This is a genomic window from Pantoea sp. X-Soil-ISGK-285 (genome assembly GCF_059730815.1).
The window spans coordinates 2,992,024-3,016,387 of sequence record NZ_AP035938.1; the positions used below are offsets into that span (position 1 = coordinate 2,992,024).

A 24,364-nucleotide genomic window follows, 5' to 3' on the forward strand; every position below is an offset into this window, starting at 1 on the left:
AAGTAGTGAGGAGTGTCGATTTAATGTCGAATTTCTTTATCGACCGCCCTATCTTTGCCTGGGTTCTGGCGATTCTGCTGTGCCTGTGTGGCACGCTTTCGATTATTTCGCTGCCTATTGAACAGTACCCCGATCTGGCACCGCCCAACGTGCGCATCACCGCTAACTATCCGGGCGCATCCGCCCAGACGCTGGAAAACACCGTTACCCAGGTGATCGAGCAGAACATGACCGGCATCGATAATCTGATGTACATGTCCTCTAACAGCAGCAACACCGGCCAGGCACAGATCACCCTCACCTTTACCGCCGGGACCAATCCCGATGAAGCCCGTCAGCAGGTACAGAACCAGCTGCAATCCGCACTGCGCAAATTGCCACAGGCGGTGCAGTCGCAGGGTGTGACCGTCAATAAAACCGGTGACAGTAATATTCTGATGGTGGCATTCGTTTCAACCGACGGCAGCATGGATAAGCAGGATATTTCAGACTATGTCGCCAGTAATATTCAGGATCCGCTAAGCCGTATTGATGGCGTCGGCCAGGTTGACGCTTACGGCTCGCAATATGCGATGCGTATCTGGCTCGATCCCAATAAACTGATCGCCTATTCGCTGACCACGGAAGATGTGGTCAGTGCGATCCAGTCGCAGAACACCCAGGTTGCCGTGGGACAGGTGGGTGGCCTGCCGTCGGTAGAGAAACAGGCGCTTAACGCTACGGTCAACGCCCAGTCGATGCTGCAGACCCCTGAGCAGTTCCGGGCGATTACCCTGAAGAACAATCCCGATGGTTCGGTGGTGACGCTGGGCGATGTCGCCAGCGTGGCGCTGGGCGCTGAGAAGTATGATTATCTGAGTCGTTACAACGGCCAGCCCGCGTCAGGCCTGGGGGTGAAGCTGGCGTCCGGTGCCAACGAGATGAACACCGATAAGCTGGTGCGGGCGCGCATTGAGGAGCTGTCCCGCTACTTCCCGCACGGTCTGGAAGCAAAAATCGCCTATGAAACCTCCCCTTTCGTTAAAGCGTCAATCACCGATGTGGTGAAGACGCTGCTGGAGGCGATTGTGCTGGTATTTGGCGTGATGTACCTGTTTATGCAGAACTTCCGCGCCACCTTAATTCCTACTATTGCAGTGCCGGTGGTACTGTTCGGCACCTTCAGCGTGCTCTATGCCTGCGGGTTCAGCATCAATACCCTGACCATGTTTGCCATGGTGCTGGCAATCGGGCTGCTGGTGGATGATGCCATCGTGGTGGTGGAAAACGTTGAACGTATCATGCATGAAGAGGGACTCTCGCCGCGTGCCGCCACCCGAAAATCGATGGGCCAGATTCAGGGCGCGCTGGTGGGTATCGCGCTGGTGCTCTCTGCGGTGTTTGTGCCGATGGCGTTTTTCGGCGGCACCGTCGGCGCCATCTACCGTCAGTTCTCAATTACCATTGTGTCGGCGATGGTGCTGTCGGTGCTGGTGGCGATGATCCTGACACCGGCGCTCTGTGCCACGCTGCTCAAACCCGTTTCACAGGGCGAGCAGCCTGAGCGTCGCGGCTTCTTCGGCTGGTTCAATCGTCACTTTAATCGCAATGCTGACCGCTACGAGCGCGGGGTCGCGGGTATCCTGCGCAAGGGCGGTCGCTGGCTGCTGCTCTATCTCGGCATCATCGGCCTGATGGCCTTTCTGTTTCTGCGTCTGCCGACGTCGTTTCTGCCGCTGGAAGATCGCGGCGTATTCCTGACGCAGGTTCAGCTTCCGGCAGGCGCGACACTTGAGCAAACTGCCAGCGTCGTCGCCAAAGTTGAAAACTATTATCTCACCGAAGAGAAGGCCAACGTGCTGTCGGTCTTCTCCACCATCGGCGCAGGTCCGGGCGGCAATGGACAAAACGTGGCGCGTCTGTTTGTGCGGCTGAAAGACTGGGAAGCGCGGCCCGGTGCCGATCGCACCTCGTTCGCGATTATCGATCGCGCGACGAAGGCATTTCAGAAGATCAAAGAGGGCCGGGTGATTGCCAGCAGCCCGCCAGCCATCACCGGCATGGGCAGCAGCTCCGGCTTTGACCTGCAACTGCAGGATCACGCGGGCGTCGGTCATACCCAACTGATGGCGATGCGTGACAAACTGCTGGAGATGGCGGGCAATGACAACGCGCTGTCGCGGGTACGGCACAATGGACTGGATGACAGCCCGCAGCTGCAGATCGATGTTGATGCACGTAAAGCGCAGGCGCTGGGCGTGTCGCTGGATACCATCAACGACACCCTGACCACCGCGTGGGGTTCCAGCTACGTGAATGACTTCCTGGATCGTGGCCGGGTGAAGAAGGTCTATGTGCAGGCTGCGGCTGAATTCCGCATGCTGCCAGACGACATCAACAAATGGTACGTGCGCAATAGCAGCGGCAAAATGGTGCCCTTCTCCGCGTTTGCCACCAGCCGCTGGGAGACCGGTTCCCCACGTCTTGAACGCTACAACGGCTATTCGTCGCTGGAGATTGTCGGCGAAGCGGCCAGTGGCGTCAGCAGCGGCACGGCGATGGATGAGATGGAAAAACTGGTTAATGCCCTGCCCCTGGGCGTCGGGTTCCAGTGGACCGGTGCCTCTTATCAGGAGCGGCTCTCCGGTTCGCAGGCGCCGGCACTTTATGCGATTTCGCTGCTGGTGGTCTTTCTCTGCCTTGCCGCGCTGTATGAAAGCTGGTCGATCCCGTTCTCGGTGATGCTGGTGGTGCCGCTGGGCGTGGTCGGCGCGCTAATCGCCACCTGGATGCGTGGGCTGGAAAATGACGTCTATTTCCAGGTTGGCCTGCTGACAGTAGTGGGGCTATCCGCCAAAAACGCCATCCTGATTGTAGAATTTGCTAATGAGATCAACAGCCGTGGACGCGAGCTGGTGGAATCTACGCTGGAGGCATCGCGTCAGCGCCTGCGGCCGATTCTGATGACCTCGCTGGCCTTTATCTTTGGTGTACTGCCCATGGCGATCAGCAGCGGAGCGGGCTCCGGCAGCCAGCATGCCGTAGGAACCGGTGTGATGGGCGGAATGATCTCTGCCACACTGCTGGCGATCTTTTTTGTGCCGCTGTTCTTTGTGCTGGTACGCCGCCGCTTCCCGCTCAAAGAGAAGCCGCTCGACTAAGTAGAGGCGCAAATAAAAAGCGGTCACTGATATCAGTGGCCGCCTTATTTCTGTGTGTGGTAAGAATTCCAGCAAGCGGGATTAACCTGCTTTTTTCTTCGCGCGTTACTTGTTGCGTAACATCGCTTCGATAAATTCTTTCCAGGTTCCCATTTCGGTGTCAATCATAATGCCCTCTCTTATTGTGCTGGCAATGTTACGCTCTTTTTTTATACAGGTGAATACGTTTACACCTGTTATATCTATCGGCATACGCCATAAAAACATGAATGTTGCTGGTTTTGCAAGCTGACGCACACTTCAGCAACTCCTTAACCCCGTTGAAAATAATTTATTTTAAACCCAGCGGTAGACTATTTTATCAACATGGCGAAATTCCTAAGCTCTTATTGATAAGCAGGGTAATGGTTAGCTGCGAAATTGATAGCGTTTACCCGATGCCGGACGATGACCTTGCTGCCGTGCTCTGTGGCCCGATTCCCGCGCCTGTGCAGATGCCGCAACGGATCACACTATGGTAAACTCGCACTTTGGCTGCTTTTTTCAGCTTTCACTTCTCACAGGACAATAAGGATCGGGCAATGAGCACGCAGTGGGTGATGTTCGGGATTAAAAATTGCGACACCATAAAAAAAGCCCGGCGCTTTTTAACAGACGCAGGCGTTGACTATCACTTCCACGACTACCGTGCGGATGGCCTGAACGATGCCCTGCTGCAGGAGTTTATCGATGCACTGGGTTATCAGGCTCTGCTTAACACCCGGGGCACCACCTGGCGTAAATTGCCTGAGAGTGATCGCGACGCGGTTACCGATGCCAGCAGCGCCAAAGCGCTGATGCTGGCGCATCCCGCCATGATTAAGCGTCCGCTGTTGCGCGCCCCGGATGGCTCCCTGCTCGCCGGTTTCAGCGAAGCCACCTATCAGAATGCTATCCAGGAGAAGTCATAATATGTTTTGCCCGGTCATTGAGCTGACGCAGCAGCTTATTCGTCGCCCCTCTCTCAGCCCCGATGATGCCGGATGTCAGGCTCTGCTGATCGCCCGTCTTGAAGCTATTGGCTTTAAGATTGAAACGATGAACATCGACGACACCCTGAATTTCTGGGCCACCCGTGGCGAAGGTGAAACGCTGGCGTTTGCCGGTCACACCGATGTGGTGCCGCCTGGCGATGCCAGCCGATGGATTAATCCGCCATTTGAACCCACCATCCGCGACGGTATGCTGTTCGGTCGCGGCGCGGCCGACATGAAAGGATCGCTGGCGGCAATGGTGGTGGCTGCCGAACGTTTTGTTGCGGTGCGTCCCAATCACCGAGGGCGACTCGCCTTTATGATTACCTCTGATGAAGAGGCCAGCGGGGCCAATGGCACGGTTAAAGTGGTTGAGCGGCTGATGGCGCGCCGCGAACGGCTCGACTATTGCCTGGTCGGCGAGCCCTCCAGCACGGAAGTGGTGGGTGATGTGGTGAAAAATGGCCGTCGCGGTTCGATCACCGCTAACCTGATGGTGCATGGCGTGCAGGGCCACGTCGCCTATCCACATCTGGCGGATAACCCGGTTCACCGGGCGATGCCGGCGCTGAACGAGCTGGTCGCGACCGAGTGGGATCAGGGGAATGAGTTCTTCCCGGCGACCAGCATGCAGATTGCCAACGTCCAGGCGGGCACCGGCAGTAACAATGTGATCCCCGGCGAGCTGTTTGTGCAGTTTAACTTCCGCTTCAGCACCGAACTCACCGATGAGATGATTCGTCAGCGGGTCGCAGAGCTGCTGGATCGTCACCAGTTGCGTTACACCATTGAGTGGAAACTCTCTGGCCAGCCCTTCCTGACCACGCGCGGTAAGCTGGTTGATGCCGTCGTGAAAGCTGTAGCGCACTATAATGAAATTAAGCCGCAGCTGCTGACCACGGGCGGAACCTCCGATGGCCGCTTTATTGCCCGGATGGGTGCACAGGTGGTGGAACTGGGGCCAGTGAATGCCACCATTCATAAAATCAATGAGTGTGTGAAAGCCTCCGACCTGCAGATGCTGAGCCGGATGTACCAACGCATCATGGAACAACTGATCGCCTGACGGCGGTTTTAAGGAGCAGCAAATGGAATTTATTAAAGATTACTGGTGGATCCTGGTGATCCTGCTGATGGTTGGCGTGCTGATGAACGTTTATAAAGATCTGAAACGCATCGATCATAAAAAATTTATGGATAACAAACCCGACCTGCCGCCGCATCGTGATTTCAACGATAAATGGGATGACGACGACAACTGGCCGAAGAAGAAGTAAACGAAAAAGCCCCTGCTATGCAGGGGCTTTTTTATGGTTCTTCACAAAGTCAGCTCTCATCAGCGTTAAGATCGGGCTTGCGCAGGGGCTTTTTTACATCATCACGATAACATCATCGTCACCCGGTTTTGCGCCGCTTAACGCCTCATCAAAGTAGCGTTTTGGCACCGTATAACGCAGATGATTCAGCGCCAGCTCCATGCTGCGGTGATCGATGGCATGCTCCAGATCGTCAACGATATCCAGGGTAACGTCGCCACCGCAGGCGGTCAGCCGATGCTCCGCCTGCTGCGCATGGTGCAGCGGGACCTGCTCATCATAATCACCGTGGATCAGGTGGATGGTGGTGCGGGTACTGGCCTTCTCCGGCAGGGTAATAAACCGGCCATTAAATACCACCGCGCGGCCCGCCAGATCCGGATGCGCCTTAACCCCTTCCAGCACCATACTGCCGCCCTGCGAAAAGCCGATTAAGGCTGTCGCTTCCGGCCGCACGCTGCTCTTTTTTTGCCAGTGACGCACAGACCCAACAAACTGCGGCATGGCCGCATCAACCCGCTGCTGGACGGTCTGATCGTGCAGGTCGGTTTCGCCGAACCACTGACGACTCGCACCAGGCGAGCCGACGGACACCACCAGCGCGTCGGGAAACGTTCGGGCAAACCAGTTGCCAATCTCGCCCATTGAATCCGGGTTATCGCCAACGCCATGGTAGAGCAGAAACAGCTGTGCTGTGGTGGCAGGCTGTTGAACGATTACATATTTCAGTGTCATGTTGACCTCCTGTGTTCACTCTACGCCGCCTGGCATAAAATCATATGAGGATAATTTGAACCAGCTGGTCGAATTATTTCAACGGCAGGTGCAGCAAGGCTGCATCAACGCCCAGTGTCTGGAGGGCCGCTGCCGCCTGCTGACGCAGCGCTGCGACTAGCGCTTTGCGCCCACTCACTCCCGCCTGCTGGGCCAGTTCGCCCAGGGCTGTGGGTGTGGCAACCGCCGCAGCCAGCAGCGGTAAAGAGGCTGAACTGGCCTGCACCAGACGCTGCAACACCGGCAGGCTCGCTTCCAGTGGCCGCTGCGCCCAGGCAAAACCCGCCGCCAGACGAATATCCTGCGCGGTCAATCCGTCGTCAGTAACCTGATCAAACTGCAGTTCCAGTGCGATATGCTGGCGCAACAGCGGCCAGTCTCGCGCCAGCTGTTCTGCCGCGCGGTGCTGCAATGCCTCACCCGCAGCAGAACAGGGCAACATGGCCATCGCCGCGTAGCAGCCGCTGCTGGCTTCGCGCTGACTGCCAATCCGCACCAGGCTAAAGCCACAGGCGCGCCAGAACGCCCAGAGAGATTCAGTGTAGCCGAAGCTGACGGAGAGGTAGTCATATCCGGCTGCCGCACTGGCCGCTGCCGCAACCAGCTGCTGTCCGGTTCCCAGACGACGCCGCTCCGCCGCCACGGCAATACGGCTGATGCGCAGCGAGCGCAATGTCGCCGCCTCAGCCAGACCAGCGTGGGCTGCCAGCGACTGCGCCACCAGATTCCCGCGGGGTCGCCGGGTGCCCGCCCAGACCGCCTGTGCCAGTGCAGGTTCAAGACCGCCCTCTTCCACCAGCCAGAGCGCGCCCTGTAACGCCGACGCGTCGCCGGCCCGCCACAGCTGCATGCCCGGAGCATCCAGCAGGCGGCGCAGATCAAGTGGCGAGGTACGATAGTGTGCACTGGTCAGCAGACGATACGCGGCCTCCAGCGCGCTGAAATCGTGGCGCTCAACACGATGAGGCGTTACAGGAGAATCGGGTGCGGTCGCGGCGGCATCGTCAAACAGCAGCGCCTGGTTCAGCCACTGCTCCAGCGGATCGAAACGCGACCAGCGCAGTGGCTCATCGAGCGTAAAATAGTGTGCATCAGGAAGCCCGGCGCAGAATTTAAGGATAAACCCGCGCCCGCTTCCTTCATAGCCCTGTACGGTGGTGGTGAGCAATACGCGGGGATATCGACTGACCAGCGCCTGCAGCAGCGGTGCCGGGATCGCCGCCGCTTCATCCACAATCAGCCATTCCGCCTGCGGCGGCGTCTCCAGCGCCAGCAGCGCATCGGGTGCCATAAAGTGAAAAGCGTCAGCGGCGAAGGTGCTCAGCACCTCCGTTGAGGCTTTGGCCGGAGCCGTCACCAGACAATGTCCGTTCAATCGCGCCAGCATACCCGCCAGCGCCGATTTACCGCGTCCGCGGGGCGCGGTCAGCACGGCAACCCCCGATGGCAGCCTCATCAGCTGATCGAGTATCGCCTGCTGCTGCTGCGGTGCCTGACAGTGCCACTGCGGCCAGTCCGGCTGCGCCGGAAACCGGCATGGCTGATGCTGCCGCTCCAGCAGCACCTGGTCATCCGCTAATATCAGCTGTTGCAGGTGGTGAACAAAATAAGGGGTGGCGATGGGTTCAGCGACATCGGCCCAGCGCAGGCTGTCGCTGTCAGGCTGCTGCGCCCACTGTTCCCAGGGCGGCACCAGCAGTAACAGCCAGCTACCGGCGGTGAGCGTGCCAGCCAGCGCAGCGAAAGCGTCGGCATGAAAGCCCTGACGAGCGTCAAACAGAGCATGACGAAATTCACGGCCAAGCAGCGTGCGCACCGCAGCAGGCTGTTTGTGCAGGACCGGCGTTTTATACTGACCCGGCCCTTTATCCGAAGCAGAGAACAGCGGTTCCGGGCTCAACGCCAGCCAGTCGCCGGTCAGCGTTTCACGCCACGCCGCAGCCCGTAGTAAACACCAGGCCGGGTCGCCGCTGATCACCGCCAGACGACGCACACCGGCCTGCTGCATAAGCTGCGTAAGAGGCTGCAGACTCATTAGTTGCTGGCGAAGGTGTTGCACTGTCCTGGATTGCCACCATCAAACCCGCGCTTGAACCAGGTATAGCGCTGCTCAGACGTGCCGTGGGTGAAGCTGTCCGGCACTACGCGGCCCTGACCTTTCTGCTGCAGGCGGTCATCGCCAATTGCCTCGGCGGCATTCAGCGCTTCCTGCAGATCGCCCGCTTCCAGGATGTTTTCCTGCTGCATATAGTGTCCCCAGACACCGGCAAAACAGTCCGCCTGCAGTTCCATTTTGACGGAGAGCTGATTGACCTGCGTCTGGCTGGCACCCTGCTGCATCTCACGCACTTTCGGTTCAATACCCAGTAGTTTCTGGACATGGTGGCCAACTTCATGCGCGACGACGTAGCCCTGGGCGAAGTCACCGTCCGCGCCAAGTTTGGTTTTCATCTCGTCATAAAAAGAGAGGTCGATGTAGACGGTCTGATCGGCAGGACAGTAGAACGGCCCCATGACTGACTGTCCGGTACCACAGCCAGTGCGGGTTGCGCCGCGATACATCACCAGCTTCGGTGCCACATACTGTTTGTTCATCTGCTGGAACAGTTTGCCCCAGGTGTCTTCCGTGGTGGCCAGAATCACCTTCGTGAATTTCGCAGCCTCATCATCATTGGCGCTGACGCTGCGCTGTTGCTGCTGGCTGGTCGGTGCAACTTCGCCGCCTGTCAGCAGTGCGGTCAGGTCGTAACCGTAATAACCCGCGATGGCCACAACAATCAGCAGCACAATACCGCCTTTACCGCGCGGCAGACGAATCTGGCGGCCTCCGCCGCCTAAACCGGACGATTGATCGCGACGGTCTTCTACATTGTCGCTTTCGCGACGCCCTTGCCAGCGCATGCTGTTTTCCCTCAGTCATTTTTTCAGATGGCATGATTTTAGTTGTGTGAGGCAGCAATCACCAGCTTTACCCTGAAATGAAAAAAGGAGAGCCGGGGCTCTCCTTTTTGTTTCTGCGCGGCAGGCAAACTCAGTCGAGCTTCACGCCCAGCCGCTGTGCAACCGCTTCATAGGCTTCCACCACGCCGCCGAGGCTCTGGCGGAAACGGTCTTTATCCATTTTATCCAGCGTCTCTTTGTCCCACAGGCGCGCACCATCTGGCGAAAACTCATCGCCCAGCGTCACTTCGCCGTTAAACAGACCAAACTCCAGTTTGAAGTCGACCAGAATCAGACCCGCATCGTCGAACAGTTTGCTCAGCACCTCGTTGGCTTTAAAGGTCAGCTCCTGCATCCGCGCCAGGTTCTGTTTGCTGACCCAGCCAAAGGTTTCGCAGTAGGATTCATTAACCATCGGGTCATGCTTTGCATCATCTTTCAGGAAAAGATCAAACAGCGGCGGATTGAGCACAATGCCCTCTTCCACGCCCAGACGTTTTACCAGCGAGCCTGCGGCGCGGTTACGTACCACGCACTCTACCGGCACCATCTCCAGCTTCTTCACCAGCGCTTCAGTATCTGACAGCAGCGCTTCCATCTGGGTCGGGATACCCGCTTCCTGCAATTTAGTCATGATAAAATGGTTAAACTTGTTGTTAACCATTCCCTTGCGATCAAATTGCTCGATTCGGGCGCCATCACCTGCTGACGTATCGTTGCGGAATTCGAGTATCAGCAGATCCGGGTTATCGGTGCTGTATACGGTTTTCGCTTTACCGCGATACAACTCAGCTCGCTTTTGCATCTTGTTCACTCCAGACTTGAAATAACGGGTGTTCAGCGGCCAGTGCCGCTGCGGCGATTGCCTTGACGCAATCGTTTACTTCGCCGCGCGCTATTATGCCAAAAACAAAATAAAAAGGCCGGAGAATCTCCGGCCTTGGGCAACTTTATTTGTTCAGCGCCGCCTGGAACACGGCCACCAGCGCATCGTTCTGCGACTGGGTCAGCACATGCCCTTTCGGGTCGATGAATTGCAGACTGGTGCGGTTGTCGAGATCGCCGACCTGCACTTTGTAATCACCGTTTGGTAATTCCGGATCTTTCGCACCGACTGAATCCCAGTCGCTGCTGCTCAGTGACTTGTAGGTCACCTTCATGCTGCCGGTTGAGCGGGTCGTGTCGGTCACTTCCATCCCGACGCGTTTCATTGCATCAGGCAGACGCTGCCATGCCACATTGTATGGCGTACGCAGGATCAGCAGTGGCAGGCCGGTATCATCTGCACCGCTCTGCACATCAATGGCCCCATTCACCCGACCAGAGGCCGCGTTTTCACTCGCCGTATCAATCTTGTCCATACCGGTGCTGATGTCATTCAGCATCTGGGCGGTATAACGCTGGATCTGCACAGGTGAGGTAATGGTTTTACCATCCTGCTGCAGCTCCAGCAGACGAACGGTTAACTGCTGCTGATAGCTCTGCGACTGCACGCTGATCTGGTAGCGACCACGATACTGCTGATCTTCATCAGCACGGTTCCACTGCACCCAGTCCGTCGTCAGCTGCTGCCCTGCGTCATTACGGGAAGCAATCGGGAATTTGTATGACTGCACCACGTTGACGACCTGCGACCAGACTGAGCCGCGGCTGTTATCAATCATCAGCGCGCCGGTATTGTTGCTGAACTGTGCGCGGGTGCCGTTCATCAGCGCCAGCGGCTGGGCTGGCGGACGGATGTCGAGTTGCTTGCCGGTGGGTGCCTGACTGGTCGTGCGCGGCACGTCGAAATCACCACGCTGCACCGGCAGGATCATTCCGGCAGGTGCTTTCAGTTCATTTAACTGACTGGCTTCAAGATAAGATTCGTCACCGCTGACCTGGCGCTTATAACGCTGATCGCTTGAACAGGCCGACAACAGCATCAGGGTAGAAAGCCCCACCACTGTGGCTACTGTTGACCGCTTTACTGAGTAATTCATTCAAACTCCCTAAATTATCGCAAACCCGCTTTCACCAGCGCCTGCTCCACTTTCGGCTGGCCGGCTGCAGTCAGTGGCGTCATTGGCAGACGCAGCGTGTCGTTAGCGATTAATCCTAGCTGTTTCGCAGCCCATTTCACCGGGATAGGATTGGGTTCACAGAAAAGCGTCTGGTGCAGATGCATCAGACGCTGATTCAGGCGGCGTGCCTCGACGAAATTGCCCTGCTGTGCGAGTTGACACAGTTCGACCATTTCGCGCGCAGCCACGTTGGCCGTCACCGAAATGACGCCTTTGCCGCCCAGTTGCATAAAGTCCAGCGCAGTCGCGTCATCGCCACTCACCAGAATGAAATCTTCATTAACCAGCTCTTGGATCTGACTAACCCGCGATAAGTTCCCGGTTGCCTCTTTGATTCCGATAATATTTTTGATTTCGGCCAGGCGGGCAACGGTTTCCGGCAGCATGTCGCAACCGGTACGCGAGGGAACGTTATACAGCATCTGTGGCAGGCTGGTGCTATTCGCAATCGCTTTAAAGTGCTGGAACAGCCCTTCCTGCGTCGGACGGTTGTAATACGGGGTCACGGTCAGGCAACCCACAACGCCGGAATTTTCAAAACGCTTAGTCAGAGAGATGCCTTCAGCGGTGGCGTTTGCCCCGGTTCCGGCAATCACCGGAATACGGCCATCGGCCAGCTCCAGGGTCAGCATCACCACATCACCATGTTCTTCATGGCTCAGGGTAGCAGATTCGCCTGTGGTGCCGACGGAAACGATCGCCGCGGTGCTGCTGGCGACGTGATAATCAATCAGTTTTTTCAGACTCGACCGGCAGACATTACCGCTGTCATCCATTGGCGTAACGAGTGCAACAATACTTCCCGTAAACATTGGCGATCCCCTCGACAAACAAGTGCTTCATGGTACGTTTTACACTTAGGGAAAAGCAAGCCAGCCACGCCATTCCCGCGCTTGTCAGCAGTTTTTTTTATGTTTACCTTATGGTTATTAGCGAAAGCAGAGGAAAAGCCATTTTGCCGCAATCTCAGCCCCATCATCTGGTGATCACCGCGCTCGGTGTTGACCGTCCGGGTATCGTCAACACCATTACCCGACACGTCAGCAGCTGCGGTTGCAATATTGAAGATAGCCGTCTTGCCATGCTTGGGGATGAGTTCACCTTTATCATGCTGCTGTCGGGCAGCTGGAACGCGATCACACTGATTGAATCGACCCTGCCACTGAAAGGGGCAGAGCTGGAACTGCTGATCGTCATGAAGCGCACCAATGCCCGGCTCCGTCCGCCGATGCCCGACACCGCGTTCATTCAGGTTGAGGTGGCTGATTCGCCGCATATTATTGAACGCTTTACCGATCTTATCGATAAGCATCAGATGAATGTGGCCGAACTGGTGTCGCGCATTACGCCAGCGCAACACAATTTGCCACCTACGCTCTATATTCAAATGACCGCTCACAGTCCGACGCGAACCAGTGGCACCCCGTTTGAGCAGGCGTTTAATACCCTGTGTCAGGAGCTGAATGCTCAGGGAACGCTGCGCCTTTACAGTGTGTCAGATGCCGACAGCAGCGAATCTGTCAGCGCGGTACGCTAAGCTTTGGTCAATTAACCGGAGTTATTTCTCCACATTACTGCCACTGAAAGGTGACCGGCTATGTGGTGAAATACCCCCTGATGGTAATTTTCCCTCTGGCCGTTTCTGACCGGATGGTGTATTACCCACAGCCTGAATAAGAAAATGGAGAGATGTAATGAATCCACTGAAAGCCGGAGATACTGCACCCGCATTTAGCCTGCCCGATCAGGACGGCGAACACGTGAATCTGACCGACTTCCAGGGACAGCGCGTTCTGGTGTACTTTTACCCGAAAGCGATGACACCAGGCTGCACCGTGCAGGCGTGCGGTCTGCGTGACAACATGGATGAGTTGAAAAAAGCGGGCGTTGAAGTGCTGGGCATCAGCACCGACAAACCGGAAAAACTGTCAAAGTTTGTCGAAAAAGAGCTGCTGAATTTTACCCTGCTCTCCGATGAAAACCATGAAGTCTGCCAGGCGTTTGGCGTCTGGGGTGAAAAAACGTTTATGGGGAAAACCTATGACGGCATTCATCGCATCAGCTTCCTGATAGATGCTGAGGGCAGGATCGAAAAAGTGTTTGATAACTTCAAGACCTCGAATCACCACGACATGGTGCTGGATTACGTCAAGTCAGCCTGATGTTGAGGGGCGCGGTAGCCTTAACGCCGCGCCCTGCTTAGCTGCCTCTTCCCCGCCCGTTTTTATCCTGCCGTTGCGAAACACTGTGAGTTAACGCGATTACGCGGCGGCCACGATAACGCAGTTGCGCCCGGCATTTTTCGCTTCATAGAGCGCCGCATCCGCCTGTTTTAAACTGCCTTCCAGCCCGACATCCTGCGAACCATTCCATGCCGCGACGCCGATAGACAAGGTAATGCGACCCACGTCGGTGAGCCAGGCTTCTGCAATGCCCAGTCGCACGCGCTCGGCGATAATCTGCGCCTCATCCAGCGCCGTTCCCGGCAGCAGCATCAGAAACTCCTCTCCGCCGTTGCGGCACACCACATCAGACTGACGGGCGCTGGCACGCAGCGTGCTCGCCACCTGCTGAATCACCCGGTCGCCCACATCGTGGCCCCAGCTATCGTTGACGTTTTTAAAGTGATCGATATCCAGCGCCAGCACCGAGAAAGGCTGACGTAGCGTGCGGTAGTACTCCAGTACCGCATTAAGACCACGCCGATTCAGCAACTGAGTCAGGGGGTCGGTCTGGGCTTCCGAACTCAGACGACCGATTTTGTCCTGCACCAGTCCGATGCCGGTGAGCAGCGCGCGCTTGACCTGCGCCGCCTCAAAATACCAGGCACTGATGCCGCCAATCTCTTTTGATACGCCCTGCGCATCCATCCGGCTGGCTTTGCGGGCCAGCTGGAACAGTGGTCGGGCAATCAGCCGTGCCAGCCCTAACGCAACCAGCAGGGTCAGCAGTGCGAACGGCACCGAGTTCTTCAGGACTTTCATTAACAGGCCTGAAAGCGGGTTCAGCGTGACGTTAATCGGCTTCAGTGCCACCACCGTCCAGCCGGTGGTCGGGACGACGGCATAGCCCGCCAGCTGCGTCGACTCACCTGCACCCGCAAGCATCAGCGAGCCATTGGTCTGCTCGTCACGCGGACTGACGATGGCGGGCAGAACTTTACCAATCAGCTGACGATTCTGGTGATACAACACCTCATTATTACTGTCGAGCACATAGACCGTGGTGCCATCACGGTAGAATTGTTCACCCAGTAGCGCATTCAGAATGCTTTTTTTCTTCAGATAGATCGTGCCGCCGATGTAGCCCAGATAGTCGCCATCGGGACTCCAGATTGGCCAGGAGACAAATACCAGCAGATTATTGGCTGCAGAAAGGGTCGGTTTACTGATGATCGGCTGCCGCAGCGTCAGCGCTTCGCGGGAGGCGTCGCTGGTGACACGCATCCCTTTCAGCGTCAGGGATTCAGGCGAGATCGCTTTGATCGCGCCCTGCTCATCCACCACGGCTACCGAGTTGAAACTGGTGGTCTGCTCACGCAGACGATTGACTTCGCTATTCAGCAGTCCTTCATTATTAAAGTCACGGCTTAGCTGATTGGCGCTGTAGTGCAACTGTGACTGCGCCAGCTGGAAGAAAATTTCACTGGTTGAGGCCAGCTTGGCGGCATAGGCCCGGTTAGCCTCAAGCGTGGTGTCAATCAGCACCTGGCGCTGCACCCGCCAGGTAGCATAGAGCGTATTCGCGAGCGTGATAACAATGCTGACAATCACCAGCAGGGCGATCAGATTGCGCAAGTCGGCCTTGGGCCGAAAGAGCTTTAACATGGCGTCGCCGCCCCGGAGAAGAGTGTCATGTCGTGAATGCCTGATTATTTTTTTAATGTGTGCCAGAAGCCCTGATAGCCGGGTTTAAGTCTACACTGTGTCGGCATTTTTGAGCAGCATTAAGACAAATATCACCCCGCTTAATACAGATTTAGCTGGCACTAATCGATTAACCCCTGACTATCGTAAAATGGCCAGGGTCCCGAAAAGTGGCCAATCGCGCACTGATGCGTGACCATTCCCTGCACTGGCTGCCAGCAATGGAGCAAAAAGCCGGGCGGCTCCAGAATAAAGTGAGCCGGTCCCTCCGGGTGCAGATCCAGAGCCACCTGATGCGACACGCCGGGTGCGACACAGGCCAGGGTTCCGGCAAAGCGGGTCTGCAGGCTGCGATGCAGATGACCACAAAGCACCCGCTCAACCTGCGGATGGCGGACAATGATCGCCTCAAGTGCCTCAGGATGGCGTAACCGTTGCCGATCCATATGCGCAATGCCACAGGCAAAAGGGGGATGATGCAGCATCACCAGCGTGGGCTGATCCGCGGCCTCGCGCAGTGCCTGATCCAGCCATTGCAACTGCTGCTCATCCACCTCCCCCCACGGCTGTTGCGGTACGCTGGAGTCCAGGGCCAGCAGCCTGACGCCGCCCACGCTAAGCTGCCAGTTCAGGGTCGGCCCCGCCTGCAGGTAGGTGTGATCCGGGAAGGCAGCACGCAGTGCCTCGCGATCGTCGTGATTGCCCGCCATCAGATAAAAGGGCAACTGGAGGCGCTGCAGGGCTTCGCGCAGCGTCTGATACTCTTCCGGCCTGCCAAAATCGACCAGGTCGCCGGTAATCACCACCACATCGGGACGCGGCTGCAGCGCGTTAAGGGTATCGATAACTTGCAGTAAAGCGGCATGGGTATCGACCTGTTTATAAGAGAGACGACCAAAAGCCTTGATATGCAGATCGCTGATTTGCGCGATGACTGTGGGTTGAACAGACACAACAGACTCCTTAGCAACTAAATTCCAGCGCGGCCTGGCGGGTCAGCGACCAGCTGATGCGCTGTCCCGCCTGCCAGATTTCGCGAGCATGACGCTCGACCTGAATGGGGTTATCCAGCCCGATATCGATCAGTAAGCGCTGCGAGGCGCCAAGAAACGTACTGCCCACCACCACACCGCGCTGGGCATAGCGGGTGTCGTCAGCCAGCAGCACATCTTCCGGGCGGCAAAAACGCAGGGGATGACCGTCGGGATCGTGCGCAATGCAGTTTATGGCGCCCACAAAATCCGCTACAAAGCGGGAGGCCGGGCGCTGATAAATTCCCTGCGGAGTATCCAACTGCATCAGACGGCCCTGCTCCATCACCGCGATGCGATCGCCCAGCGCCATCGCTTCCTGCTGATCGTGGGTGACGTAAACCGCAGTGATCGCCAGCCGCTTGAGCAGCGCGCCGATCTCCAGCCGCAGTCGATCGCGCAGCCTGGCGTCAAGCGCCGCCAGCGGCTCATCGAACAACAGGACTTTAGGCCGGGCGGCCAGCGCACGTGCCAGCGCCACCCGCTGCTTCTGCCCGCCGGACAATTTATCAATCGCCCGGTGGGACAGATGTGTCAGGTCAACCAGTGCCAGCATTTCCGCGACCCGCGCATCACGCTCGGCACGTGGCACGCCCTGCACCTTCAGACCATAGGCGACGTTCTGCGCCACGTTGAGCGTCGGGAACAGCGCGTAGTTCTGAAACACCATGCCAACGTTGCGTTTCTCAATCGGCAGCGCGGTGACGTTACGCTTGTCAAACCAGATCTCTCCCGGGGGATCGCTGCTATCCAGACCGCTGATAATACGCAGCAGCGTGGTTTTGCCACAGCCTGACGGCCCCAGCAATACCAGTGTTTCACCGGCGTGAACCTGCAGGTCGAGCGGATGCAGCGCGACCTGCTGATTAAAGCGACGCGAGCAGTGGCGCAGCGTCACGTTGACGGCCTCATTCATACGGTTTCCTCTCTCTGCTGCCGCGAAGATTGCCGTTCCAGCCAGTGATTACAGGCGTTGAGCAACAGCAGCAGCGGTAAAATCATCATAATAAAGATCAGGGTATAGGCGGACCCGACTTCCAGTCGCATCGAGGTGTAGCTGTCGGCCAGACCGACCGGCAGGGTTTTGGTCAGTGGCGTGTGCAGCATCCAGGTAATGTTGAACTCCCCCACCGACAGGGTGATCACCATAAATGCGCCCGCCAGAATGCCGTTGCGGCAGTTCGGGACGACCACGGTAAAGAAGCGGCGCCAGAAGCCCGCCCCCAGGCTGGCGGCGGCTTCTTCAAGGCGCGGCAGATCAATCGCCTGCATCACCGACAGCACCGGTCGGATCATAAAGGGCAAGGTAAAGAGCACATGGCCGATCAGGATGAAGAGCCAGCTGTCGCGCAACGCGCTGAACTGACCATAAAGCAGAATGATGCCCAGTGCGGTGGCCAGGCCCGGCAATGCGACTGGCAGCATCAGGCACTCCTCAATGCGGCTGGCCCAGCGTGACGGTGATTTCAGTAAGCCCCAGGCGGCCGGCACGCCAGCGATAACCGTCACCGCCAGACAACTCAGAGCGATCAGCAGCGACAGCCAGAAGGTGTCGGCATACATCTGCCACACCTGTTCCACCCACTTCAGCGTCAGGCCGCTGCGCAGGCCAGTGAAATAGTTCTGCGTGACGCCCGCCAGCATCGAGAGCACAACCGGCACAATCATAAACAGCGCGGTGAGGCTGGTGATCACCACCTGCAGCCAGAACAGCCCCCGGCGTTTCATGTCTTCTCCTTACGGCGGGCAGCCAGTCCGTTCGCCAGCATCAGCGCCAGCCAGGCCACCGTCCCCATCACCACCGAAAGCGCCGCTGCGGTGGCAAAGTTGGCGTAATTAGTGAACTCACCATAAATGGTCAGCGGCAGCACCGCGAGCTCTGTGCCAAGGGTAAATGCGGTGCCAAAGGCGCCCATGCTGGTGGCGAAACAGAGCGCGCCGCAGGAGAGCAGCGCCGGTTTCAGCCCAGGAATGATGACGTCAATGATGATGCGCCACTGGCTGGCACCCAGCGATCGGGCGGCCTCTTCCAGCGAACGGTCCAGCTTTTCACTGGCCGCCACCAGCGTCACGATGGCGCGCGGCAGCGAAAAATAGAGATAGCCAATAAATAAGCCGCTGAGCGAATAAGCAAGGACCCAGCGCTCATGAAACAGGCTGAGACTGAGTTGCGCCAGAACACCCTGACGCCCCGCCAGCATGACCATCAGAAATCCCACCACCACGCCCGGAAAGGCCAGCGGAAAGGTCAGCAGCGCCAGCAGCGTGCCTCGCCCGGTAAAGCGCTGCCGTGCCAGAAAGCAGCCCACCACCGCAGCAATCAGCAGCGTCACCAGTGTGACCGCTGCCGAGAGCAGCACGGTATTCAGCAGGCTTTGCAGATATTGCGGCTGGCTGATTACCGTCCAGTAGCCGCTGTGGTGAGTTGTACGATCTTCCGTCATACCGATCTGCAACAGACGAGCAAACGGCAACAGCCAGAAGGCAGCAAAGAACAGCAGCGCAGGCAGCAGCATCCACGGCCAGTTTGCCCCCAGCGGCCGAAGGCGGTGGCGAACTGAGTCGCCAGCAGCAAACGGATTGATCTCTGAGAGTAACATCAGCGGATCTCGCTCAGGTAACGGGCGGAGAAGCTCTTCTGCGCGTCGGCCATTTGCTGATAATCAACCGTGTGAGCGCGCGCATAGTCGCTGTCAGGCAGAAAATATTTCTTCGCTTCGGGTGACATCGCCCCCGCCCGGACCGGACGCAGCCAGGCATTAGCCCAGATCGCCTGACCGGCATCTGACAGCACGAAATCGATCACTTTCTTACCGTTGGCCGGATGCGGCGCATTTTTCACCAGGCTGATGACGTAAGGCACCGTGACCGTCCCCTCGCTGGGGATCACAAATTCCACATTGGCGTGATCTTTGTAGCGGGCGCGATAGGCGTTGAAGTCGTAGTCGATCAGAATCGGGATTTCGCCTGAAATCAGCCGGGCATAGGCGGTCTGCTTAGGCACAATCGGCTGGTTGCGTTGCAGTGCTTTGAACCAGTTGATGGCCGGGGTGAAGTCATGAAGACTGCCGCCTTTCGCCTGGTTCACCGCGACGGCTGCAACGTAGCCCACAAAGGCGCTGGCCGGATCAAGATAACCCACCATGCCTTTATATTCCGGCTTCAGCAGATCATCCCAGGAACGCGGCACCGGCGCGCCACCCAGCGCATCAACATTGACCATAAAACCCATGGTACCGGAGTGCAGCGCTACCCACTTGCCAGCAGGATCTTTCATGCCTGCCGGGATCTGATCCCAGTTTGCCGGTTTGTAAGCGCTAACCACGTCTGCACTGACTGCCTGAATGCCGAAGCTGACGCCGTAATAGACCACGTCGGCGACCGGATTGCTTTTCTCGGCGACCAGCTGCGCCAGCGCCTGACCCGAATTTTTATTGTCCTGCGGCACATGAATGCCCGTCGTTTTTTCGATCGCCTGAAGCTGTGTCGCCCAATCGGCCCACTCTGGCGGGCAGTTGTAGCAGATAGCATTTTCAGCCGCCTGCGCCCACGATGAGGCAAGCGTGCATCCGGCCAGCAGCGCAGCGCTGGCGATAGGTTTGAAGTTAACGGTGAGTGACATGATGTTCCCCTGAAAAAGAGCCATGAAATGCCGGGGCGACACTCTCCCCGAAACGTAAATGATGTGCCAGCAAATGGGTTTTACCGCCGACGGGATTCAGAAGCAGGTCAATAGCGCGCGCGCCCATTAGCGCAATCGGCTGCACCACGCTGGCCAGTGAAGGTGAAAGCTGTTCGCCCAGCTCAATGCCATCGAAGCCGACCACGGAGAGCTGATTCGGAACGCTGACGCCGGCACGCGCAGCGGCGCCCAGCAGGCTGATAGCCAGCAGATCGTTACTGCAAATCACCGCCGTCAGCGGCGAAGGTGAATTAATCAGCGGCAGCAACGGATGGAAATCGGACTGGATATGGCTGGGCATCTCAATCATCGCCTGCGGCGTCAGACCGGCCTGCTGCATGGCATCGCAGTAGCCGAGATAGCGCAGACGGGCGCGGTCAGATTGCTGCATAGGGCCCGCAGCCATCACGATGTGGCGGTGGCCCAGTGACACCAGATGAGCGGTCGCTTCGGCAATGGCTTTGCGGTTATCTACGCACAGCGCGGGCCATTCGTGCTGTTGCGGTACGTTGTGGGTCAGCACGAAGGGCATCTTCGCCGCCGCCAGTGTCGGCAGCAGCGCACTGCTGTCGGCATCTGCCACCGTCAGTACCAGACCGGCGACACGCTGGTGCAGCATATGTTCGACAATGGCCGCTTCCCGCTCAGCCTGATAATCACTGGTTGCTACCAGCAGCCCATATCCCGCCAGACGAGCCTGCTGCTCCATCGCCTGTAATTGCATGGCAAAAACCGGATTGAGCAGTGAAGGCAACAGGACGCCAAGCGTGGTGGAGTGCTGGGTGCGGAGCTGACGGGCAATATGATTCGGGCGGAAACCGATCTGTTCCGAGGCGGCAAGCACCTTTTGCAGCGTGCCCGGTTTTAGCAGATGAGGGTCAGAAAAGGCGCGCGCAGCGGTTGCGCGGGAGACCCCTGCCAGTCTGGCTACGCTGATTAAATCGGTCATGACTGCCTCGTTTATTGTCGATGAGATCGATCTCATTGCGACAACACTAGCGGCGTTCTATGACAGGGGCATCACAGGAATTTGACGGGCAGGTGACAGCGGCAGTGACGCCGCTGTGGGGGAATTAAAGCATCAGGAAGGCGTAACCGCTGTTTTCCAGGGTCGCAACGGTGGTGCCGCTGGAGATAGTGTGAGTGACCATCGGGTCGATCCAGTTGCGCTCAAGCTGATGAAAAGCCACTGACTGATCGCAGATAGTGACCTGAACGCCCGCTTTTTTCAGCTCGCTGATCAGCTTCAGGTTCGGGTTATCGACGCCGTAGGCTTTGCTGAACTGGTCATTATTCAGCGCTGATGAAACCGCGTCGCCGTTAATTGACACCACAAATTTCAGCTGGTCGAGTGGCACACCTGCCGCATAATAGAGGTTGGTGACGCGCGCTACGCGCTCCAGACCGAGATTCGGCTTACGAATATCCCCTTCACTGCGGTTGATCTGGAATACTATTTTATTACTCAGGCCCGCTGTCGTGCCGGGTTTAAATGCAGGCGTATCGACATAATGTATTTTTCCGTAGCCTTCAATCGCTGGCGTACTCCAGAAATCAGCAGGTTCGGATTTATTATCCGCCATTTTCCCGCTGACCTTATCGAATAATTCCGGCAACTGTAAAACATTGCCTCCGATAAATCCCGCTACGGCTGCCATCACCACTAAAGCTGCTGGACGCATTAACTCTTCTCCCGATCGTTTAAAACATCAATTACATTGCCAGCCACGCGTATCCCTGGTTTTGCAGGGTTGATACGGTGGTCGGACTGGAAAGTGCATGGACTACAGATTTATCAATCCAGTTATTAGGATAGTGATGGAATGCCACGGACTGATCGCAGACCGAGACTTTCACTCCCGCCTGATTCAGCTCATTAATCAGCTTCAGGTTTGGATTTTCGATGCCATAAAACTTTTTAAAATGGGCGTTATCCAGCATGGCGGGCGTCGCATCGCCGGTGACCGAAACGACAAACTTCAGCTGATCGGCCGGAATGCCGGAGGCGATATATAAATTCACCACGCGCGCCACACGCTCCAGTCCCAGATTGGGCGCGGTCATCGCGCCATCGCTTCGGGTAATCTGGAAAACAATTTTATTGCTCAGGCCCGCCACCGGTTTAAACGCGGCGTCGGGCTCATAATGAATTTTGCCGTAACCTTCAATCGCTGGTGTGCTCCAGAATCCCGGGGCTTCCTGTGGCTCGGTTGCAAAATGGCGTGTCACTTTGTCATAAATCTCGCCACTCTGTGTGACAGCCGCGCCAACGACTCCGCCAATAATGGCGATTAACGCGTATGAAACAACTGAACGCATAACACTTCTCTCCGGCAAATAATGTCTGGCAGATTCAGGACTGAATCAGGTCGGCTATCTATATCACAGCGCAGGCATAATTCTCGCCTGCGTAAATTCAGGTCAGCGCGCGGCTGATAACTGCTGAAATTATTCACCTTCCGTATTAATCGAAAAGTTTCATTATGAGGAAAAAAAGGTCTTAATCAGAATGGACCTGACTCTTTGTGCTCTTTTCACTTCCTGTGACATTAACAGCAATAAATAACAGCCAGGCGTAGTTGGAATAAGCAGGATAAAGGCGGGAGCTACGATTTAATTTATCAATGGCGAAGAGGAGATTCACGGCTCAGAGAGGGCTATTTTTTCAGAGTAGACCTGGAAAAACTCATGCCATAGTCAGTTTTTTTGAGTGAATTTACATAACTTTAAAAAAATCCGCTCACAGGCTAAATCTGCGCGGCAGCAGATTCTGCTTTATTATGCCGAAGCGCATTGGGAATAAATGAATAAGGCGTTACTTAACCGCTCACAAACCCGGCGATACTCCGCCGGTTTTTATTCGTTTAACCGCGGTTTAAGTTGGCAGGATGTTCAGTTTTTTTCGTCAAAATGGGCGATCTTGCACAAATTACGTCGGTCGCTTGCCAGAAAACGACATTTCATTCTTTTGATGCTCTGGTTAAGATAGTCACGAACCGTCGTTATCTGCGAAAAATGGAACATTCCCGCTGCGCACCTGTCCATTTTCAGGGCCTCTCTACAGGATTAAGGCATGTTGAACCGGTTAAAGAAAACGCTGATCGCCGCGCTCCTTCCGACGCTCATTTTCACTACTCTGTCACCTGCTTACGCCGATGTCAGTGATTCACTTCCCGATATTGGCACTACGGCCGGTTCGACGCTGTCGATTAATCAGGAACTGCAGATGGGCGACTTTTATGTGCGCCAGCTGCGTGCCAGTGCGCCGCTGATCAACGATCCGCTGCTTAATCAGTATATTAATCAGCTGGGTCAGCGACTGGTGTCGCATGCCGACTCAGTGAAAACCCCGTTCCACTTCTTTCTGATTCAGAACGATGAGCTCAACGCCTTTGCCTTTTTTGGTGGCAACGTGGTGCTGCACTCTGCGCTGTTCCGCTATACCGAAAATGAAAGCCAGCTGGCGTCAGTGATGGCGCATGAGATCTCACACGTTACCCAGCGCCATCTGGCGCGCGCAATGGAAGATCAAAAGCGCAATGCGCCACTGACATGGGTCGGTGCGCTGGGCTCAATTCTGCTGGCGATGGCCAATCCGCAGGCGGGCATGGCAGCACTGACCGGCACCCTGGCGGGAACTCAGCAGGGAATTATCAGTTTTACCCAGGGTAATGAGCAGGAAGCTGACCGCATCGGAATTCAGGTACTGCAGCGCGCCGGGTTTGATCCTCAGGCGATGCCGAACTTTTTACAGAAGCTGGCCGATCAGAGCCGCTTCTCCTCGAAGCCTCCTGAAATTCTGCTGACGCATCCCCTGCCTGACAGCCGTCTGGCGGATGCCCGCAACCGCGCTAACCAGATGCGGCCGGTGGTGGTGCAATCTACAGAAGATTTCTATCTGGCAAAGGTGCGTTCACTGGGCATGTACTCCACCGGGCGTAATCAGCTCACCGACGAACTGCTGAGCCAGTATGCCAGCGGCAATTCTCGTGAGCAGCTGGCGTCACAATATGGCAAAGCCATACAGTTTTTGCAGGCGAAAAGTTTTGCCGATGCGAAGCGGATTATGACGCCGTTGCTGGCGAAACAGCCGAATAACGTCTGGTTCCTGGATCTTATGTCGGACATCGATATCGGCCTGAATCAGCCACAACAGGCGATCGCCCTGCTCAGCGCCGCCACCAGTGCAAAAAACAGCCCGGTGGTGCAGCTCAACCTGGCCAACGCCTACGTTGAAGCGAAACAGTATGCCAACGCCAGCCGTATTCTGAATCGCTACACCTGGGCTAATAAAGATGATCCCAACGGCTGGGATTTGCTGGCCCAGGCGTCTGCACAGCAGGGACTGAATGATGAAGAATTATCGGCGCGGGCAGAGAGTCTGGCTCTGAATGGCCAGCTCGATCAGGCGATCACCGCGCTTGGCAGCGCCAGCGCACAGGTGCCGCTCGGCAGCCTGAAACAGGCGCGCTACGATGCCCGTATCGATCAGCTGCGCCAGTTACAACAGCGCTTTAAGCAATATCAGAAAGGCTGAGC

At 56.8% G+C, this 24,364-nt stretch carries 23 protein-coding genes; 7 read left to right on the forward strand and 16 right to left on the reverse strand.

The window, feature by feature from the left end; genetic code table 11:
• The first annotated feature begins 23 nt into the window (after positions 1 to 23).
• Positions 24 to 3,140 carry a multidrug efflux RND transporter permease AcrD gene (gene acrD, locus AC6I8B_RS14140; RefSeq protein ID WP_157352737.1) on the forward strand — a complete coding sequence of 1,039 codons (3,117 nt, stop codon included), beginning with the start codon at positions 24 to 26 and terminating at the stop codon, positions 3,138 to 3,140.
• A 105-nt stretch (positions 3,141 to 3,245) separates the two neighbouring features.
• Here acrD and AC6I8B_RS14145 read toward each other — a convergent pair whose 3' ends face one another.
• On the reverse strand, positions 3,246 to 3,437 hold the full coding sequence (locus AC6I8B_RS14145) for a hypothetical protein (protein ID WP_010259981.1): 192 nt from the start codon (positions 3,435 to 3,437) through the stop codon (positions 3,246 to 3,248).
• Between the two features lie 284 nt (positions 3,438 to 3,721).
• Here AC6I8B_RS14145 and AC6I8B_RS14150 point away from each other — a divergent pair, with 284 nt between their 5' ends.
• The 3 genes from AC6I8B_RS14150 to AC6I8B_RS14160 are packed head-to-tail and all read left to right on the forward strand — an operon-like array spanning position 3,722 to position 5,430.
• Positions 3,722 to 4,090, forward strand: coding sequence for an ArsC family reductase (locus AC6I8B_RS14150; protein WP_010671352.1), 369 nt, complete (start codon positions 3,722 to 3,724; stop codon positions 4,088 to 4,090).
• A gap of 1 nt (position 4,091) precedes the next feature.
• Positions 4,092 to 5,219, forward strand: coding sequence for a succinyl-diaminopimelate desuccinylase (gene dapE / locus AC6I8B_RS14155; RefSeq protein WP_010671351.1), 1,128 nt, complete (start codon positions 4,092 to 4,094; stop codon positions 5,217 to 5,219).
• A 22-nt stretch (positions 5,220 to 5,241) separates the two neighbouring features.
• Positions 5,242 to 5,430 (forward strand): YpfN family protein, encoded by a 189-nt coding sequence (locus AC6I8B_RS14160; protein WP_003848800.1) that lies wholly within the window; start codon positions 5,242 to 5,244, stop codon positions 5,428 to 5,430.
• 93 nt (positions 5,431 to 5,523) lie between these two features.
• Here AC6I8B_RS14160 and ypfH read toward each other — a convergent pair whose 3' ends face one another.
• From ypfH to dapA, 6 genes are all read right to left on the reverse strand, one after another.
• Positions 5,524 to 6,204 carry an esterase gene (gene ypfH / locus AC6I8B_RS14165; protein WP_010259992.1) on the reverse strand — a complete coding sequence of 227 codons (681 nt, stop codon included), beginning with the start codon at positions 6,202 to 6,204 and terminating at the stop codon, positions 5,524 to 5,526.
• Positions 6,205 to 6,277: 73 nt separating this feature from the next.
• On the reverse strand, positions 6,278 to 8,278 hold the full coding sequence (locus tag AC6I8B_RS14170) for a tRNA(Met) cytidine acetyltransferase TmcA (RefSeq protein ID WP_157352739.1): 2,001 nt from the start codon (positions 8,276 to 8,278) through the stop codon (positions 6,278 to 6,280).
• On the reverse strand, positions 8,278 to 9,144 hold the full coding sequence (gene ypfJ / locus AC6I8B_RS14175; RefSeq protein WP_010259999.1) for a KPN_02809 family neutral zinc metallopeptidase: 867 nt from the start codon (positions 9,142 to 9,144) through the stop codon (positions 8,278 to 8,280). Before ypfJ ends, AC6I8B_RS14170 begins: the two co-directional genes overlap by 1 nt.
• Before the next feature lie 130 nt (positions 9,145 to 9,274).
• Positions 9,275 to 9,988, reverse strand: a complete 714-nt coding sequence (purC, locus tag AC6I8B_RS14180; protein ID WP_010260002.1) for a phosphoribosylaminoimidazolesuccinocarboxamide synthase — start codon at positions 9,986 to 9,988, stop codon at positions 9,275 to 9,277.
• Positions 9,989 to 10,133: 145 nt separating this feature from the next.
• The gene (gene bamC, locus AC6I8B_RS14185) at positions 10,134 to 11,165 is read right to left on the reverse strand and encodes an outer membrane protein assembly factor BamC (RefSeq protein WP_010260005.1); all 1,032 of its coding nucleotides are present in this window, start codon (positions 11,163 to 11,165) and stop codon (positions 10,134 to 10,136) included.
• Between the two features lie 14 nt (positions 11,166 to 11,179).
• Positions 11,180 to 12,058 carry a 4-hydroxy-tetrahydrodipicolinate synthase gene (dapA, locus tag AC6I8B_RS14190; protein ID WP_157352741.1) on the reverse strand — a complete coding sequence of 293 codons (879 nt, stop codon included), beginning with the start codon at positions 12,056 to 12,058 and terminating at the stop codon, positions 11,180 to 11,182.
• A gap of 143 nt (positions 12,059 to 12,201) precedes the next feature.
• Between dapA and AC6I8B_RS14195 the strand changes: the two genes are divergently transcribed.
• Both AC6I8B_RS14195 and bcp read left to right on the forward strand, forming a co-directional pair.
• Complete coding sequence (locus tag AC6I8B_RS14195) at positions 12,202 to 12,783, forward strand: glycine cleavage system transcriptional repressor (protein WP_010260011.1); 582 nt, start codon at positions 12,202 to 12,204, stop codon at positions 12,781 to 12,783.
• A gap of 157 nt (positions 12,784 to 12,940) precedes the next feature.
• Positions 12,941 to 13,408 carry a thioredoxin-dependent thiol peroxidase gene (bcp, locus tag AC6I8B_RS14200; protein ID WP_010260016.1) on the forward strand — a complete coding sequence of 156 codons (468 nt, stop codon included), beginning with the start codon at positions 12,941 to 12,943 and terminating at the stop codon, positions 13,406 to 13,408.
• Between the two features lie 99 nt (positions 13,409 to 13,507).
• Here bcp and AC6I8B_RS14205 read toward each other — a convergent pair whose 3' ends face one another.
• From AC6I8B_RS14205 to AC6I8B_RS14245, 9 genes are all read right to left on the reverse strand, one after another.
• Positions 13,508 to 15,073 carry a sensor domain-containing diguanylate cyclase gene (locus tag AC6I8B_RS14205; protein ID WP_010260020.1) on the reverse strand — a complete coding sequence of 522 codons (1,566 nt, stop codon included), beginning with the start codon at positions 15,071 to 15,073 and terminating at the stop codon, positions 13,508 to 13,510.
• Positions 15,074 to 15,234: 161 nt separating this feature from the next.
• Positions 15,235 to 16,065, reverse strand: coding sequence for a phosphodiesterase (locus AC6I8B_RS14210; RefSeq protein ID WP_022624147.1), 831 nt, complete (start codon positions 16,063 to 16,065; stop codon positions 15,235 to 15,237).
• A 10-nt stretch (positions 16,066 to 16,075) separates the two neighbouring features.
• On the reverse strand, positions 16,076 to 17,059 hold the full coding sequence (locus AC6I8B_RS14215) for an ABC transporter ATP-binding protein (RefSeq protein WP_157352744.1): 984 nt from the start codon (positions 17,057 to 17,059) through the stop codon (positions 16,076 to 16,078).
• Entirely contained in the window at positions 17,056 to 17,871 is an 816-nt protein-coding gene (locus AC6I8B_RS14220) for an ABC transporter permease (RefSeq protein WP_022624145.1), read from the reverse strand. Before AC6I8B_RS14220 ends, AC6I8B_RS14215 begins: the two co-directional genes overlap by 4 nt.
• Positions 17,868 to 18,743, reverse strand: a complete 876-nt coding sequence (locus AC6I8B_RS14225; RefSeq protein WP_157352746.1) for an ABC transporter permease — start codon at positions 18,741 to 18,743, stop codon at positions 17,868 to 17,870. The genes AC6I8B_RS14220 and AC6I8B_RS14225 overlap by 4 nt, the downstream gene beginning before the upstream one ends.
• A complete protein-coding gene (locus AC6I8B_RS14230; protein WP_033769710.1) occupies positions 18,743 to 19,765 on the reverse strand; it encodes an ABC transporter substrate-binding protein in 1,023 nt (340 codons plus the stop codon). Before AC6I8B_RS14230 ends, AC6I8B_RS14225 begins: the two co-directional genes overlap by 1 nt.
• Positions 19,749 to 20,774, reverse strand: a complete 1,026-nt coding sequence (locus AC6I8B_RS14235) for a substrate-binding domain-containing protein (RefSeq protein WP_022624142.1) — start codon at positions 20,772 to 20,774, stop codon at positions 19,749 to 19,751. The genes AC6I8B_RS14230 and AC6I8B_RS14235 overlap by 17 nt, the downstream gene beginning before the upstream one ends.
• A 124-nt stretch (positions 20,775 to 20,898) precedes the next feature.
• Complete coding sequence (locus AC6I8B_RS14240) at positions 20,899 to 21,507, reverse strand: DsrE family protein (protein ID WP_010671341.1); 609 nt, start codon at positions 21,505 to 21,507, stop codon at positions 20,899 to 20,901.
• 31 nt (positions 21,508 to 21,538) lie between these two features.
• Positions 21,539 to 22,144 (reverse strand): DsrE family protein, encoded by a 606-nt coding sequence (locus AC6I8B_RS14245; RefSeq protein WP_010671340.1) that lies wholly within the window; start codon positions 22,142 to 22,144, stop codon positions 21,539 to 21,541.
• 754 nt (positions 22,145 to 22,898) lie between these two features.
• Here AC6I8B_RS14245 and bepA point away from each other — a divergent pair.
• Positions 22,899 to 24,362, forward strand: a complete 1,464-nt coding sequence (bepA, locus tag AC6I8B_RS14250; RefSeq protein WP_010260049.1) for a beta-barrel assembly-enhancing protease — start codon at positions 22,899 to 22,901, stop codon at positions 24,360 to 24,362.
• The last annotated feature ends 2 nt before the right edge of the window (positions 24,363 to 24,364 follow it).

Coding starts and splice junctions, on each gene's coding strand:
- ypfJ (WP_010259999.1), bottom strand. CDS start 9,144: ATGCGCTGGCAAGGGCGTCGCGAAAGCGACAATGTAGAAGACCGTCGC.
- AC6I8B_RS14230 (WP_033769710.1), bottom strand. CDS start 19,765: ATGTCACTCACCGTTAACTTCAAACCTATCGCCAGCGCTGCGCTGCTG.
- AC6I8B_RS14150 (WP_010671352.1), top strand. CDS start 3,722: ATGAGCACGCAGTGGGTGATGTTCGGGATTAAAAATTGCGACACCATA.
- dapE (WP_010671351.1), top strand. CDS start 4,092: ATGTTTTGCCCGGTCATTGAGCTGACGCAGCAGCTTATTCGTCGCCCC.
- ypfH (WP_010259992.1), bottom strand. CDS start 6,204: ATGACACTGAAATATGTAATCGTTCAACAGCCTGCCACCACAGCACAG.
- AC6I8B_RS14160 (WP_003848800.1), top strand. CDS start 5,242: ATGGAATTTATTAAAGATTACTGGTGGATCCTGGTGATCCTGCTGATG.
- acrD (WP_157352737.1), top strand. CDS start 24: ATGTCGAATTTCTTTATCGACCGCCCTATCTTTGCCTGGGTTCTGGCG.
- AC6I8B_RS14220 (WP_022624145.1), bottom strand. CDS start 17,871: ATGAAACGCCGGGGGCTGTTCTGGCTGCAGGTGGTGATCACCAGCCTC.
- AC6I8B_RS14205 (WP_010260020.1), bottom strand. CDS start 15,073: ATGTTAAAGCTCTTTCGGCCCAAGGCCGACTTGCGCAATCTGATCGCC.
- bcp (WP_010260016.1), top strand. CDS start 12,941: ATGAATCCACTGAAAGCCGGAGATACTGCACCCGCATTTAGCCTGCCC.
- purC (WP_010260002.1), bottom strand. CDS start 9,988: ATGCAAAAGCGAGCTGAGTTGTATCGCGGTAAAGCGAAAACCGTATAC.
- AC6I8B_RS14225 (WP_157352746.1), bottom strand. CDS start 18,743: ATGTTACTCTCAGAGATCAATCCGTTTGCTGCTGGCGACTCAGTTCGC.
- AC6I8B_RS14235 (WP_022624142.1), bottom strand. CDS start 20,774: ATGACCGATTTAATCAGCGTAGCCAGACTGGCAGGGGTCTCCCGCGCA.
- dapA (WP_157352741.1), bottom strand. CDS start 12,058: ATGTTTACGGGAAGTATTGTTGCACTCGTTACGCCAATGGATGACAGC.
- bepA (WP_010260049.1), top strand. CDS start 22,899: ATGTTGAACCGGTTAAAGAAAACGCTGATCGCCGCGCTCCTTCCGACG.
- AC6I8B_RS14170 (WP_157352739.1), bottom strand. CDS start 8,278: ATGAGTCTGCAGCCTCTTACGCAGCTTATGCAGCAGGCCGGTGTGCGT.
- AC6I8B_RS14245 (WP_010671340.1), bottom strand. CDS start 22,144: ATGCGTTCAGTTGTTTCATACGCGTTAATCGCCATTATTGGCGGAGTC.
- bamC (WP_010260005.1), bottom strand. CDS start 11,165: ATGAATTACTCAGTAAAGCGGTCAACAGTAGCCACAGTGGTGGGGCTT.
- AC6I8B_RS14240 (WP_010671341.1), bottom strand. CDS start 21,507: ATGCGTCCAGCAGCTTTAGTGGTGATGGCAGCCGTAGCGGGATTTATC.
- AC6I8B_RS14215 (WP_157352744.1), bottom strand. CDS start 17,059: ATGAATGAGGCCGTCAACGTGACGCTGCGCCACTGCTCGCGTCGCTTT.